This is a genomic window from Puia sp. P3 (assembly GCF_050632245.1).
Lineage (GTDB): Bacteria > Bacteroidota > Bacteroidia > Chitinophagales > Chitinophagaceae > Puia.
The window spans coordinates 516,492-529,876 of the sequence record NZ_CP192583.1 but is presented as its reverse complement, the minus strand read 5'-3'; the positions used below and the strand labels follow the sequence as shown (position 1 = coordinate 529,876).

Annotated in this window: 16 protein-coding genes and 2 pseudogenes; 5 read left to right on the top strand and 13 right to left on the bottom strand. The window is 53.3% G+C overall.

Annotated elements, in window-relative coordinates; all coding sequences use genetic code 11:
- Positions 1-131: 131 nt before the first annotated feature.
- Positions 132-851, bottom strand: a complete 720-nt coding sequence (locus ACQ86N_RS03170) for a hypothetical protein (protein WP_431213907.1) — start codon at positions 849-851, stop codon at positions 132-134.
- Entirely contained in the window at positions 848-1,222 is a 375-nt protein-coding gene (locus ACQ86N_RS03165; RefSeq protein ID WP_431213906.1) for a hypothetical protein, read from the bottom strand. Before ACQ86N_RS03165 ends, ACQ86N_RS03170 begins: the two co-directional genes overlap by 4 nt.
- A 156-nt stretch (positions 1,223-1,378) precedes the next feature.
- Between ACQ86N_RS03165 and ACQ86N_RS03160 the strand changes: the two genes are divergently transcribed.
- Positions 1,379-1,876: a hypothetical protein gene (locus ACQ86N_RS03160; RefSeq protein ID WP_431213905.1), complete on the top strand. Its 498-nt coding sequence runs from the start codon at positions 1,379-1,381 to the stop codon at positions 1,874-1,876.
- Positions 1,877-1,956: 80 nt separating this feature from the next.
- Here ACQ86N_RS03160 and ACQ86N_RS03155 read toward each other — a convergent pair whose 3' ends face one another.
- Together ACQ86N_RS03155 and ACQ86N_RS03150 are read right to left on the bottom strand one after the other, a co-directional pair.
- The gene (locus tag ACQ86N_RS03155; protein ID WP_431213904.1) at positions 1,957-2,658 is read right to left on the bottom strand and encodes a hypothetical protein; all 702 of its coding nucleotides are present in this window, start codon (positions 2,656-2,658) and stop codon (positions 1,957-1,959) included.
- Positions 2,659-2,683: 25 nt separating this feature from the next.
- Positions 2,684-3,187 (bottom strand): winged helix-turn-helix transcriptional regulator, encoded by a 504-nt coding sequence (locus ACQ86N_RS03150; RefSeq protein WP_431213903.1) that lies wholly within the window; start codon positions 3,185-3,187, stop codon positions 2,684-2,686.
- Here ACQ86N_RS03150 and ACQ86N_RS03145 point away from each other — a divergent pair.
- The 3 genes and pseudogenes from ACQ86N_RS03145 (at position 3,186) to ACQ86N_RS03135 (ending at position 4,892) form a co-directional block, all read left to right on the top strand.
- A pseudogene (locus tag ACQ86N_RS03145) lies at positions 3,186-3,676 on the top strand (DUF3291 domain-containing protein). The gene ACQ86N_RS03150 and the pseudogene ACQ86N_RS03145 overlap by 2 nt on opposite strands.
- A 50-nt stretch (positions 3,677-3,726) precedes the next feature.
- On the top strand, positions 3,727-4,470 hold the full coding sequence (locus ACQ86N_RS03140) for a carboxypeptidase-like regulatory domain-containing protein (RefSeq protein WP_431213902.1): 744 nt from the start codon (positions 3,727-3,729) through the stop codon (positions 4,468-4,470).
- On the top strand, positions 4,464-4,892 hold the full coding sequence (locus tag ACQ86N_RS03135; RefSeq protein WP_431213901.1) for a hypothetical protein: 429 nt from the start codon (positions 4,464-4,466) through the stop codon (positions 4,890-4,892). The genes ACQ86N_RS03140 and ACQ86N_RS03135 overlap by 7 nt, the downstream gene beginning before the upstream one ends.
- A 21-nt stretch (positions 4,893-4,913) precedes the next feature.
- Here the strand turns inward: ACQ86N_RS03135 and ACQ86N_RS03130 are convergent, their stop codons facing one another.
- The 5 genes and pseudogenes from ACQ86N_RS03130 to ACQ86N_RS03110 all read right to left on the bottom strand — a co-directional run bounded on the left by ACQ86N_RS03130 (position 4,914) and on the right by ACQ86N_RS03110 (position 7,723).
- Positions 4,914-5,444, bottom strand: a complete 531-nt coding sequence (locus ACQ86N_RS03130) for a lysophospholipid acyltransferase family protein (RefSeq protein WP_431217963.1) — start codon at positions 5,442-5,444, stop codon at positions 4,914-4,916.
- Positions 5,445-5,514: 70 nt separating this feature from the next.
- Positions 5,515-5,769 (bottom strand): annotated as a pseudogene (locus tag ACQ86N_RS03125) (lysophospholipid acyltransferase family protein); the annotation flags it as partial.
- A 223-nt stretch (positions 5,770-5,992) separates the two neighbouring features.
- Positions 5,993-6,196, bottom strand: a complete 204-nt coding sequence (locus tag ACQ86N_RS03120; protein WP_431213900.1) for a hypothetical protein — start codon at positions 6,194-6,196, stop codon at positions 5,993-5,995.
- Positions 6,197-6,270: 74 nt separating this feature from the next.
- Positions 6,271-7,071: a hypothetical protein gene (locus tag ACQ86N_RS03115; RefSeq protein ID WP_431213899.1), complete on the bottom strand. Its 801-nt coding sequence runs from the start codon at positions 7,069-7,071 to the stop codon at positions 6,271-6,273.
- A complete protein-coding gene (locus tag ACQ86N_RS03110) occupies positions 7,061-7,723 on the bottom strand; it encodes a hypothetical protein (RefSeq protein ID WP_431213898.1) in 663 nt (220 codons plus the stop codon). Before ACQ86N_RS03110 ends, ACQ86N_RS03115 begins: the two co-directional genes overlap by 11 nt.
- Before the next feature lie 78 nt (positions 7,724-7,801).
- Here ACQ86N_RS03110 and ACQ86N_RS03105 point away from each other — a divergent pair, with 78 nt between their 5' ends.
- Entirely contained in the window at positions 7,802-8,152 is a 351-nt protein-coding gene (locus tag ACQ86N_RS03105; RefSeq protein ID WP_431213897.1) for an energy transducer TonB, read from the top strand.
- A gap of 14 nt (positions 8,153-8,166) precedes the next feature.
- Here the strand turns inward: ACQ86N_RS03105 and ACQ86N_RS03100 are convergent, their stop codons facing one another.
- From ACQ86N_RS03100 to ACQ86N_RS03085, 4 genes are all read right to left on the bottom strand, one after another.
- Complete coding sequence (locus ACQ86N_RS03100; RefSeq protein WP_431217962.1) at positions 8,167-8,433, bottom strand: type II toxin-antitoxin system death-on-curing family toxin; 267 nt, start codon at positions 8,431-8,433, stop codon at positions 8,167-8,169.
- Complete coding sequence (locus ACQ86N_RS03095; RefSeq protein WP_431213896.1) at positions 8,381-8,941, bottom strand: virulence RhuM family protein; 561 nt, start codon at positions 8,939-8,941, stop codon at positions 8,381-8,383. The genes ACQ86N_RS03100 and ACQ86N_RS03095 overlap by 53 nt, the downstream gene beginning before the upstream one ends.
- A gap of 491 nt (positions 8,942-9,432) precedes the next feature.
- Positions 9,433-10,914: a RagB/SusD family nutrient uptake outer membrane protein gene (locus tag ACQ86N_RS03090; RefSeq protein WP_431213895.1), complete on the bottom strand. Its 1,482-nt coding sequence runs from the start codon at positions 10,912-10,914 to the stop codon at positions 9,433-9,435.
- A 106-nt stretch (positions 10,915-11,020) separates the two neighbouring features.
- Positions 11,021-13,222 carry a SusC/RagA family TonB-linked outer membrane protein gene (locus tag ACQ86N_RS03085; protein ID WP_431217961.1) on the bottom strand — a complete coding sequence of 734 codons (2,202 nt, stop codon included), beginning with the start codon at positions 13,220-13,222 and terminating at the stop codon, positions 11,021-11,023.
- Positions 13,223-13,385 lie beyond the last annotated feature (163 nt).

Genomic DNA, 13,385 nt, shown 5'->3' with positions numbered 1-13,385 from the left:
TCGGGTTGATAAATTTTTTTTGGATTTTTTTGGGGGGAGTTGGGGGGATTTTTGGAGGCGGTAGTTTTTTGGGGGTTAGCCGCGGGTGGGGGGGATTGCCCGCGGTGAGGGGTTTAGGGGTTAGCGGCGGGTTAGATGTCGGTTTGGTGGTATTCGATGTGGATGGTATCGTTGAGGCTGCGGATTTCGTGGTGGCGGACAATGCTGCGGTCGTCCTTTTGCATTTCGAGCCGCACGGTTTGGTTGTCGATCCAGGCCGCCTTAATATCCGGCCGGAGACCTTGAACCCCATATATAGGCCCGGAGGCGGTGGGGGTGATCAGTGTGACATTCGTGGAGGAGTGGTCTTTTATTCGGTATTGGGTGACCAGCAGTCGCAGTCGGCCATCGGGTGATATGGCTTCCTGTTCTTCCATAAAGTCGGGGCGGGGACCGGTCGAGACCCTGATGCGTTGAACAACGGTGCCGTCGGGCTGGATTATTTCTTTTGTTTCTGTGTAGCCTTTTGAGGGACGGATTGCCTTTATCTTTTCGAGGGTCATTCGACCCTCCCATTCGGGAAAAGTCTCCAGCACATGGCCTGTCCGGTTCATGACATGATCGGCCATGGGGGTCTGATAGTCCATCCGAAGATGTTTCAGCCTCGATGCCAATTGCGACTTTAGCGCGCTGAGCCTCCTCAGTTGAAATGTCCTGTCCGCCTGAGCCTGCTGCTGGGTGAAAAAATGTAGCACGCCGTCAAAGCCGTCGCATACGAACTGGCCGCAGAATTTTTCGATTTGGAACTCGATCACTGCGTTGACTACATCGTAGTAGCGCTGCAACGCGGGGGATGGAGGTCTGGAAGTCATGGCGAGGATAGGTTTTGAAGGTGTTGCTGCAGTTCGAGGTCATAGTCATTGGGGCGGAGCCGGATGAGTCTGTTTACCGCGACGCGCGCCTGCTGGCGCAGTTGGGCCGTGTCGCGCCCTTTTGCCTCCTCCAATTTGATCTTCAGCATCAGCAGTTCAGTCTGAAACCGCAGGAACGAAAATTTTTCCTGCTGCAAACCTGGGTCATCGCCCTCCGCCGTAAGCCTGGCGATCGTCTCCGCGGACCAGAGTTCGTTGATCTTCTCTTCGGCCTTGTCGAGGTTGCGCTCCATCAGCCTCGCGGCGATCTGCTGGAGGACGTCGAAGAACTCGTGTAGCTGGTCAAGGAGGAAGTCTTTGCGGACGGGCATGGTTAAAGGTAAAAGAACTATCTGTTTCCCCTTTGATTCAATTTTGAGGTTAAGGTCCCCAAGGAGCGGTCCTGCAGGAGCCTTTGATAATCAGCACCTGATCACTACTGCATTTACCCCTCAGTTTGATACTAAAATAAATTTACATGCGTTCATATGACCATAACCCAAAACCAAATCCATGAAACAGCTAGTCACACTACTGCTATTTTTGCTCTCGCGACTACCAATGCCATCGGACAGGGCACTAAACGGTTTGCTGCCTTACCTGCCCCGACAACAGAAGAAGAATACAACTACATAACAAGAGGATATCAAACCCAGGTATCGCAAGGACTTGATATGAAAAAAGGGTACCACTTTGCCAATTTATTCGATACAAAAATCAGCAACTACACATTCACCGCTAAAGCTTTGATAAGAGATGTGAGTAATGAGATAGCTGGAATTCTCATAATCACACATTCACAAATATGGGATAAGACATATTATATGTGCATTCCACATGGAAACGAACAACTGGCAAACAGATACCTCTCCGATTTGAATAACTGGGACAAGCAAATAACAACAGCATATTGTCAATTAGTCTCCCTCGGGTTTGGCAACGCGTTGGCGTCAGCTTATGAGGCTGAAAAGAAGATAAACAATTGATTTAACATCGTCGCAAAATGAATATCAAACCAAAGAGCCTTCGCATGACGGTAAGGAACTGGTAAGCGACGGAGCCCCCTTTAAATCCCCGATTTCATAAAGATGCTGCCGTCCGGTCCCTGATAGATGGATTTCAGCATCGTCGCGGTGGCTTTATCGATCCAATAGGTCACCTTATACCCATTATAATCCACAACGACTACATAGGCCTGGAGCGTCGCCGTGCTGCCGGTGGAAAGCACGTCGGTGAAAACGTCTTTGATAGAGACCGTGGCGCTGGCGCCGGAGCCGATGCGGAATTGGCCGTGATAGCCCGGCTTGAGGGGCAGGGCGCCGAAGAGATAGTCGGTCAGGTAGCTGTCGAAATAGGGTGACAGCACGGTGAAGCTGGTGTCCTTTTCGACGTGGCCGTTTTGGGTGGTGGTGTTTTTAACGGCGGAGCCTCCGCGATAGTCGTAGATAAATTCTTTGGAGCCGACGAACGTGGCGGTATAGATGGGTTTGAGGGACGGCCATTCGACGATGGTGGAGTCCCTCTTGCCGTCATTGCGGAGCTGGAGATAGATCAGCCGCTTATTGGCAGAATCGATTTTTGTGACGCAGTTGAGGGTGGCCTGGCGGGTGATGGTGCCGTATTTGTCGATCCAGCTGAGTTTTTGGAAAACGCTTGCGGGTTTGAAATAGGCCTGGTTGATGCTTTTGCTGCCGGGTTCGACGGTTTCCTGGCCTCTTACGGAAGCGGCTGTGAGGATAAGCAACGGGAGGACGAACAATGATCGCATGGGTGGAATAGATTTGGTTGATGCGTCAAGATAGGTCCGGCGGAGGTTTTGGTAAAATCAATTCAATCACTGGCAGGAGATTTTCTATGATTGGAGGTGAAGGTTCAACATATCCCTGATCGAGGTTACGCCGGCGAGGTGTTCCATTCCCCAGTCCTGCAGTTGTGTAAGGATTCCCAGCAGTGAACGCCCGAGGTCCGACAGCGCATACTCCACCCGCTGGTTCTTTGGGTCGTACTGGCGCCGGATGATCGAGCTGGTCCTGCTCCAGCTCGCGCAGATGCTCCGATAGCATCTTCCGGCTGATATTGGGGATCGCCTTGTGCAGTGCGTTGTAGCGCAGCGACCCGGCGGACAGATAACAGAGGATGCAGGGTTTCCACTTGGTCGCAAAGAGTCGTAAAGTCGCGACCACGCTGCACCGGGCCGGCTCAGCCAAATTTTCTGCCGGTAACCTTTTGGTAACTTCTTGTTTCATATTGAATGGTTGGATAGCTTTGCCTGGGAAATAAAAATAATCAAAATTCATGGAGTTTCATTTAGCCGAACTGAATATCGCCCGGGTGTTGTATCCGCTGGATCATCCTTCAATGGCCGATTTTGTCAATGGTCTGGACAGGATCAATCAGCTCGCGGAAAGCAGCGAGGGGTTTTGCTGGCGTCTCAAAGAAGACAACAATAACGCCACGGACATACGCATCTACAACGACGATTCCATCATCGTCAATTTGTCCGTTTGGCGATCGGTCGAAGACCTGTTTCAGTTTGCCTACAGGACCGAGCACACCGATTTCTTCCGGCGGAAAAAGAATGGTTTGACCGGCTCTCGGACATGCATATGGTGCTCTGGTGGGTACCCGCGGGACACCAGCCCGGTGTCGCCGAAGCCGAGGAACGCCTGACCTGGCTGCGGCAGAACGGCGACAGCCCGTACGCTTTTAGCTTTAAAAAGCGGTTTAGTCCGGAGGAGGCCATGAGATTTGACAGAGGCGCGGCATCCCGGCTAACAAAACAATAACATTTAGATCCATTATCTTTGGCGACCACCCCCATCGGGTATTCAGCTGAATGCAAAAGATCCTATCGCCCCTTCTGATCCTCTGGTTTTGCCTTGCCGCTCAAAGGGCGGGCGCCCAAAACACCATACTGAGCGGTGTTATCAACGACTCAACCAGCGGAAAGCCCTGGCAGGGGATCAGCCTGTTCCTCAATGGCACGAGCAAGGGGACGGTCACCCGCAACGACGGAAGATTTGAACTGGCGGTTCCCCCGGGCCGTTACGAGCTGATCGCGTCCGCCATCGGATACGCCACCTTTTTGAAAGAGATCAATAGCCGCAACCTTCCCGCCTCTTTAAAGATCACCCTGCATAACAAGGCGGACGAACTGGCTTCCGTCACCGTAGAGCCCTATCTCAAAGACGGATGGAAAAGATATGGAAGGACCTTCTGGCAATATTTTATCGGGACAACGGAGAATGCCTCGTCGTGCACTATCAAGAATAAAGAGGTCCTCCGGTTTCATTTTTATCTGAAGAGCAATCAGCTTTCCGTCACTGCGATCGAGCCGCTGCTGATCGAGAACAAGGCGCTCGGCTATCAGCTGGAATACCGGCTGGAGCGCTTCGTCTGCGATTTTTCCTCGCATATCATCTCCTACTACGGCTATCCCCTCTTTCGGGATATGCCCACCGACGACCCGGATAAAAAGAAGAAATGGGAGAACAACCGCCAGCTGGCCTATATGGGTTCGATCATGCATTTCATGCGCAGCGTCTATAGCAGCAGGGTAAGGGAAGAAGGCTTTTGGTAAAATACAAGACGCCGGTGCCGAATATCGAAAAGAAAAGGGTGGCAGCGATCTACCGCCCCAATATCACCAAAACGGATAGCATTCCCATGGATACCCTCCACCACTACTGGGAAGTGCTGCGCGAGCCCGATTTTTTCATGGAACCCACTACAGATGCCGGCGGACTGATGACGATAGAAACGGACCAAACGCATGTCATGTTCTTCTACGACGACTGCACCGTTATTTACGGCAACCCGAAAAGAGGGGTCGCCTATGCCGAATCCTCGATCCGGCTGATGAACCAGCAGCCAATTGCCATCGACGAGAACGGCAGCTTCTACCCCCAGAATGAGGTCCTCAATCTCCAGACCTGGAGCATCACCCAGAATATCTCCAATCTATTACCCCGGGACTATGACATCAATGTGCCGATACCCTAGTGGTTTTGCAACAGTTGGGCTTTACGCCAGCGCCATGGCTCCCTCGTCGATCCGCATCGGCTGGTAGTCCTCTTTCCAGGCGTGTTTCCATCTGCGGTGGCTCCACAGCCACATATCCGGCCGGGCATGGATGACGGACTCCAGATAGCGTACATACATACGGGTTAGCTCACCCTCGGGGAGTTCCGCTGCGTTCATACAGGCCAGCTGCACTTTTCCGTGGTAGTGACCGCGTTTCGGCTTCTCGATCGAAGCAAAAACTACGGGCAGCTCGCCGTTGCGCGCCCCTTTCTCCGGACCGCTGGCGAAAGGCGTCGGGCGGCCCATAAAGTCTATCCAGTAGGCGGAATGCATATTGCCGGGGCATTGGTCGGCCACCAGGCCCAGCAGGTATTGGGACTGAAGATGGGGAATGATGGCTTCCTTCATCTGGGGGGCCGGCAGAAAGGCGTTGCCGCTGCGGGTGCGAAGCTTGTAGAACAGTCGTTCGAATACTTTGCTGCCGATGGGCATGTACACGACCAGGATCTTGAATTGCGTCAGCGCCGTCATCACGAAGCTGGCCCCATTCCCAGTTGAAGGTATGGCCCAGGTGCATCTGGCAGCTTTTCCCGGTCGCGTATATTTCGTCGAGCGCCTTTGTGTCGACGGTAAAGCGTTTGTGCAGCCAGCGGTCACTGGCGGATAGTAATTTTATCACTTCGACAAAGGAATCGATGAAATTATGGTAGAATTTCTTTGCGATGGTGGTGAGTTCGGCTTCCGACTTTTGGGGGAAGGCCTGTTTTAGATTGTCCATCACGACTTTTCTGCGATAGCCGATAAGGTAATAAACGATCCCGTAAATGATATCGGAGATAAAGTAAAGTACCCGCATCGGAAGGAGAGAGACGAGATAGAAGAGCCCATAAATTATATAGTACATGGCAGAGCTTAAGGGATTTCCATGGAAGGACCATGGATCTTTGGTTAAGAAATAGGCCTTTGGTTCGTCGGCGACTTAAGCTCGTCTGTAGGTATATTGGGGCGCCTTTTTTCAGGCGCCGGCGATCGCGCTAAAGGTAGAGGTAATTATTCTCAATAACGCATTTATTTTGCTTTCAGTACACGGCCCTTCCAATTTCATTGTCTTTGATCTGCCACGCGAGGGCGAGGTCTTTGTTGACCTTTTCGAGTGCTTTTTTGTTTTTTAGGGTCGTATAGGCTTGTTTTAATCCGGTCAGTGACCAGCCGTTGAGGGGATTTATCTGCAGATCGCGCTGGAAGACCGCTGCTGCGCCGGTGTTGTCTCCTGTCCTCAGCAACAGATCGCCTAGATATTGTCTGGCCGGCAGCAGCCAGTCGCGGGGTTCGTCGTAGACCAGGGCATCTTCCGCGGCTACGGCCTGTTGGAATGCTTTTTCGCAGCGCCATAGTCGCCTTTTCGTTGTGCCAGTGTGCCCGTAAGGATCGCTTCGGCCACCTGGCCGGCCGAGTAGGCGTCGCTAAAGGGGTCGTAGGAAGCTTTTAGGGCAGGGTTTTGATGGGCTGTCTTTAATGCTTCCAACTCGCGTTCGGCTTCGGCGAACTTCTTTTGGTGGCTAAATGCCATTCCCCGGGCGAAATGATGCAGAAAGCCGGAATAGTAGAGGGCCGTGTCCGGGTTTTTGTCGCTCAGTATCTCGTCCCAGGCTCCAAACCGTATCAGCGTGAACAGGCGGGCGTCGTAGACATACTGAAAGAAGTTGCCCATTCCGCCCGGCGTGCCAAGCAGCAATTCGGTGGGGATCAGGCTGCGCAGGGTGTCGCTTGCCGCCAGCGCGATCGAATAGTTCCCGGCCATCATGGCGCAGGTGATCTTTAGATGAATGGCGTGGAGGAGGTAAAGTCCTGCGTCCTGTTCCACAGGCTGGTAAGCCTTGAGATATTTTGAATAGTTCAGGACGGCGGAGTCGTTGACGATAATGCCTTTTTTGTAGTTGCCCGTACGGATATAGATATGCGAAGGCATATGCGTTACATGGGCTACGTCGGGCATCAGGGTCGCGAGACGCTCGGCGCTGGACAGGCCTTCGTCCGGGTTGAGCGAGCCTTCCGTGGTGTGGATCATGAAATGCAGGGCGCCGGGGTGGAGGGAATCGATCGCAAGCGCCCTGTGGAGGATCGCCTTTATCTGCGGCGTCCAGGGTTTAGGGGTCATATCGATGCCGTAGAGGTCCCAGGGGATGTTCGAGCATCAGGGCGTCGGCGTAGAGGGTGATGATGTCTGCATTATTCGGATTCTGCGCTGCCAATGATTGCATGGCGGCTGAATAGTCTGTCTGGAGTTGTTTAAGGTCGAATGTCGAGTCTGCGGAATAGCGTTTGGCTATCGCCGCTATCAGCCCTTTTTCTGCGGGTGTGCACTGGTCGGATAAGTTTTTGCTCTTTAGCGCCGCTTCATAGGCCGCATATTCCGCGCGATATCCGTTGCCATAGTTGATGGTGGGTCCCAGCGCCAGGGCCTTTCCATAGTACGCCATCGCGCAGGTCGAATCGAATCTGATCGCCTTGTTGAACGACGCCCTGGCCTCGAGGGTGTGAAAGGCGTAGTAGAGGTTGATCCCCTGGTTAAAATAGAATTGGGTGCTGTCTGACTTCGTGGTTATTTTCCAGCGGTGTGGCCCCCACCCCTTCAGCGGCGGGATGTCGCCTGCATCGGGGGCCAGGTTTGGCGCGACGCGGCAGGACAATGAATAGCGTAGTTTCAGGGCCGTTAGGTTGGCTCTCGACGGGGATGCTTTTCGGGGAGTTATAGCCGCGGCCAGCAAGAAAGCGGCTATCGTTGTACACAGTACGGCTACCTTTTTCATTGTCGTTAGGGATTTGGGTGGAAGGTACACATATTTCACTATCGGAAATGCGTATCTTGGCAGTTACAAACTCTCCGTATGAAACTGACCATCCTGCTTGCTTCGTTCTTCCTGCTATCTCTACAATCCAGCGAGCCCGGGTATCCCGGCGGACCGTCGGCCTGGACCGACTACCTCAATCACAACCTTCATTTTCCGGTTGAAGCCATTGAAAACGGCGTTTCCGGCACGGTCATCGTAGACTTTATCGTCCATCTGGACAGTACCGTCAGCGATATCCACGCTGTCAGTGGCCCGAAAAAGGGTGGCCTGCGGGAGGAAGCGATACGCGTTATTACCGCCAGCGGCAAATGGGTGCCTGCGGTTAAGAATGGTTCTCCGGTGGAAGCTCACAGGAAGGAGCCGATCAAATTCGTATTGATGAAATAGTGCGTAGCGACCATTTAATTCTTCAGATTGATCAGATTGACCACAACCTTGATCATCATATCCTTTTCTTCGGGTTTGCTTTCTGCGATCATCAGCGTAAGTGCGACAAGGGCATTGTCCGCAATTTTCTTTGATCCATCGGCGCGGTATAAGATTGCGTTCTTCTCGAGGAACCAGACGAACAGGAAAGCGGCGATCCGTTTGTTCCCGTCAGAAAAGGAATGGTTTTTAATGACGAAATATAAGAGGTGTGCGGCCTTTTCCTCGACACTGGGATACAGATCCTTTTCGCCGAAAGTCTGGTAAATGGCGGCGTGATCTGAAAAAATTCCTTTGGGGTGGTGGATTTCCCAGTAGTTTTACTGTTTGTTTTAGTTCATCAAGTTGACGGGATTGATCCTTGAAGCGCTTTTGATCGATGGCGTAGCCTTTTGTAAGGTAGTCTTTCAAGACTTTATTCGCCCAAATGCGGAATTGGGTCCCCCTGATAGAGTTGACCCTATAGCCGACAGAGAGAATTGCATCTAAATTATAATACTCAATATCTCTGGTTATCTCCCGACCGCCTTCATTTTGAACTGTTGCATTTTTTGCAACAGTTGACGCCTTATCCAGCTCGCCATCGCGATAAACATTAGATAAATGTCTGGATATCACCGACTTATTTTTATCAAATAAAACCGCTATCTGATTCAGCGAAAGCCAGACAGTTTCATTTTCAAGCTTAACTTCAATTCGTCCACTATCGGAGCCGGACTCATAAAAAATAATATCTCCTTTCTCTTTCATAACTAGATTTTTAAAATTAACCAATTGGTACCCATAACCAATGAACCGTCATGAAAAAAGAGACAGATGAGCGGGAACACTAAATTACTAATAATTTTAGCTACAAAAAATTTTCAAGGGAAAAACTTCCCCTCCACCGGATCGGGGATCCGGCCGCCGGCCGAGAGTTTGTCAAATAATTCGTGGATCCCGGCCGCGCCGTTGATGAGAAGGGGTTAGATAAAATAATTACTAAATTCAACCTATGAAAAAGACCCCAATCCTATGCCACCTCCTGGCATTACTATCCCTCCATGCCGGCGCCCAGTCCCACGGCGTATTAAGCCTGACGTTAGGCCCCGCCGTCCCTATGGGCGATTTCGCCGGCCAGTATCGGGCTAGGTGTGGCCAAGTCCTGGTCGCCCAAACAGACGATCTCAGGTGTCCGCGACTGTTGTAGAAAGAAAAAGCCCCTGTCTCCAGGGGCTTCATAAATTTCGCCGGCGACGAGCCTAGTATCCTGCATTCTGCGTACACGCCGGATTGCTATTCAACTCCGAGATAGGAATCGCGTACAACAGCATATTCGCATTGATGTTATACAATTTATTCCCGAGATAGTCTTTAAAACCATTCATCAGACTGATGGTATAGTCGGAGCCGAACCTTCTCAGGTCGCTCCAGCGCTGCGCCTGGCCCGCAAACTCCAGCCTTCTTTCGTGCAGGATGGCCAGGGCCACGTCCGACTGCGTACTCGCCGTAGTCGGCGCAAGGCTCACCCGGGCGCGGATCGCGTTGATCAGCGGGATCGCGGCAGCCGTGTTGCCGGTCTTGTTGAGCGCCTCCGCCTTCAGCAGTATAATATCCGCCAGACGAAGGATGATGATGGCCTGGCTGCCGCCGGCCGCATATGAACCGCCCTGGACGTGCTGACCGCGCGTGATCAGGTAGGGGATCTGCGTAGTAGGAGTAGTCGGATAGTGATTGGGATTGTCGAGGAAGGTCCGGCCGTTGAAGTCGGTCTGGTTGTTCTCGAAAACCATCACCCCGTTCATACGGATCAGGTCGCCGGAATTCTTGTAGTCGTTGACCAGATCCTGCGTCGGCGTTACAAACTTGGTGAACGGATCGGGTATCGTCAGGTTGAAATCCGACGGCGCGATCAGCCAGGTGGCAAAATTACGCGTGGGTGCATTGGTGCCGCCCAGGTGCTGGATCTCAAAATAGGACTCCGTCGTATTGGCGGATTTGTTGTCATCAAACAGGTCGGCAAAATTGGCCACCAGACTCTGCGTCGCCGTTCCCGATCCGCCATAGGCCGCGGGAAGCACGGCGTTACAGGTAGCCAGACAGTTTGCATAGTCGCCTTCCTGCGCGTATACCTTTGCCAGCAGCGCCTGCGCGGCGGGTTTGGTGACCCTTGTATGCTGATAGGTGATTCCCGGGTAGCTCATCGGCAATGAGCCGATCGCATCCGTCAGGTCGGTGACGATCTGTTTGTAACAATCTGCCAGCGCAGCGCGGGGCTTTCTGACGGCGGTATCGCCCGAATAGGTATGCAGGGCCAGGATTACGGGACCATAGGCCTTCACGAGATTGAAATAGTGCAGGGCGCGCAGGAATTTCGCCGAAGCGACCAGCTGACTCCGTGCCGAGTCGGTCAGCTTGGGATCCTTACTGGGCGTGGCGGCGACGTCGATCAGCAGATTGCAGGTGCCGATCATGCCGTACAGTTCCGGCCAGCCCCTTCCCTCGGAGGTAGTGGCGTTATCCGTGAAATTATCGCACTGGGTGATCGCCTCGTTGCTGTTGTTATCGGTCTGCCCGTCGTAACTGTTGTCTGAACGGACGTCCTCATTCGTCAGGTCGAACCACTGGTAGAAATGGCCCCCGGCGTCTACCATCTGCTCGAAGGTATTGTTCGAAATGGACTGAAGACCGGCGAGCGTATTGACCGACTCGCTCGACACCTGATTGGGTGGTGTAATGGTCAAAAAACTTTTTTGCACGCCGAACCCGACACCAGGATCAGACCCGAGACCCCCAGCACCAGTCGTGAAATATTTTTGCTAAGCATATTCATTAATAATTTAGGTAAGTTTAGAATCCAACATTGAGACCAAAGGTGATCGTCCGTGCCAGCGGATAGACGCCAAAGTCAAGCCCCTGCGTGTTAGGCGAGGTCCCACCCGTATTCAGGTCAGGAGAATAGCCCTTGTATTTGGTGATGGTGACGAGGTTCTCCCCTGAAGCATAGACCCGGAGGTTCTTTAGCCCCAGCGTCCGGACGATGTTGAATTTTGTCAGATCATAAGCCAGCGTCACATTGCGAAGCCGCGCAAAGGAGCCATTCTCAACATATCGGCTGGATACATTGTTATTCCCGTTCTCGAAAGGGTTGCTCGCCTGGTTCGAGGAGTTCTCCCCCAGCCTCGCCAGCGGCATATCGGTGACATCGCCGGGCTTCCTCCAGCGGCGCAGTACGGAAGTGAACTGGTTGGTCAGATCATACATACCATCTGCCTCATACCGGTTGCCGTTGAAAACTTTGTTGCCAAACGCGTATTCGATCAGCACGTCGAGCGTAAAATTCCTGTAGCTCAGGTTGTTGCCGAACCCGCCAAAGCCCGTAGGCAGGGCCTTGCCCAGATAGAGATTGTTCTCGGCAGCTCCCGTCCGGTCCGGGTCGGCATACTTGATATAACCCGTCTGGGGATCGACTCCCTGTGAAATATAACCGAAGAAGGACCCGATGGAATAGCCATTCCTCAGCCAGGACACGGCGCCGGAGGGCACGCCACCGCCGGAGATAGGCGTGATGTTCGCCTTGATCTTATTCGTATTGAACGATATATTGAACGTGCTCGTCCACTTCACCTCGGTATGCGTGAGGATATCACCCGAAAGGGTGACTTCCACGCCGTGGTTCAGGACCTTGCCCGGCAGGTTGATCACGACGTTGCTCTGGCCCGAAGAAGGCGGCAGGTTGCTGGTGTAGATGAGGTTGGTCGTCGACTTGCTGTAGTAGTCTACCGTAGCGCGCAGCCTGTTCCTGAAAACCGCGAGGTCCGCGCCGATGTTCAGCTGGTTCGTCTGCTCCCATTTGATATTGGGGTTGGCGGCAGTCCCGTTGAGTCCCAGCCCCGGCACGCCCGCGCCTCCCGGATCATAGGTATACTGACCACCCGCGACGTTCAGCACATTATAGGAGGGATACAGCGAAGACGGCAGGTTTCCGGTCGCGCCGTAACCCGCGCGGATCTTCAGGTCGCTGAACAGGGTCTGGTCCTTCATGAACTCTTCGTTCGATATCCTCCAGCCGACGGAACCGGCGGGGAATGTCGCATACTGGTTGTTGATACCCAGCTGCGAGGCGCCGTCCCTTCTGACCGTAGCCGTCAGCAGATAGCGGGAGTCGTAGTTATACATCAGCCGGCCGTACTGGGAGTATTTCGACCAGTAGTCGTGTCCGCCGTTGTCCTGGTTGGTAGGCCGGTTGGCGGCGCTGGAGATGGAATAGATGCCCGCAATCGGGAATCCGCTGCCACCGTTCTCGGAGAACTGCGTCGAATATTTGCTGGCCGTAATACCCGCAACGACATTGAGACTGTGTTTGCCGAATGTCTTGTTGTATTCGAGGATATTGTCCCAGAGCCAGGTGAAATTCTGAAAGGTCTGGTAGTCGGCCGATCCGCCAACGGCATTGGCGCTGGACGTGATCGTCGGGTCCTGGATGATATTCTCGAAATTGTCCGAAATATTGGCCGCGATCCGGGAAGTGTACCGTATACCAAAGGGGAGGTTGATATTGATATGCCCTTCCGCGTTGATGATATTATAGGTCGTCTTGTCCGAGGTGCCGTACAACTGGGCGAGGGGATTGGGGATCGCCTGTCCATTGCTGTTATCCACCGCATAAAATCCGGTGGTGGGATCTTTCAGAGACGCATATGGCGAGAAGGCAATAGCCGCGCCGGTAACAGCACCCGAGCCGCCCCCGCCATGACCCGTCGTATTTTGCGTGCCGGCCGGCATATTGCTGGTGATCTGCCGCACATAGTCCGCCCGGCCTCCGATGGTCAGCCAGCCGTTGAGTTTTTGCTCGGCCGTGATCCCCGCGAAATATTTCTTTGAGCCGATGGTCGGCAGGATGCCGTCCTGGTTGAGATAACCCATGCTGATCGCATAATTGCCGCCCTTGCCATCTCCGCCGGATACCCTGACGCTGGCCTTCGTGATGGGAGCGGTGCGGAACAGCAGGTCCTGCCAGTTGTTGTTGATGTTCTGCCAGTTGGCCGGCAGTCTGATTCCCGCGGTATCGCTTGCGCGGCCGGCGTTGGTATACTCGTCGATCTGCAGGTCATGCAGCTGAACGCCCGTGAGAACTGGGAGTTTTTTGTGACGCTCTGCCAGCCCTGCGAGAAGTCGACGTCGATCTTCGGCGAGCCGCCTACGCCTTTTTTTG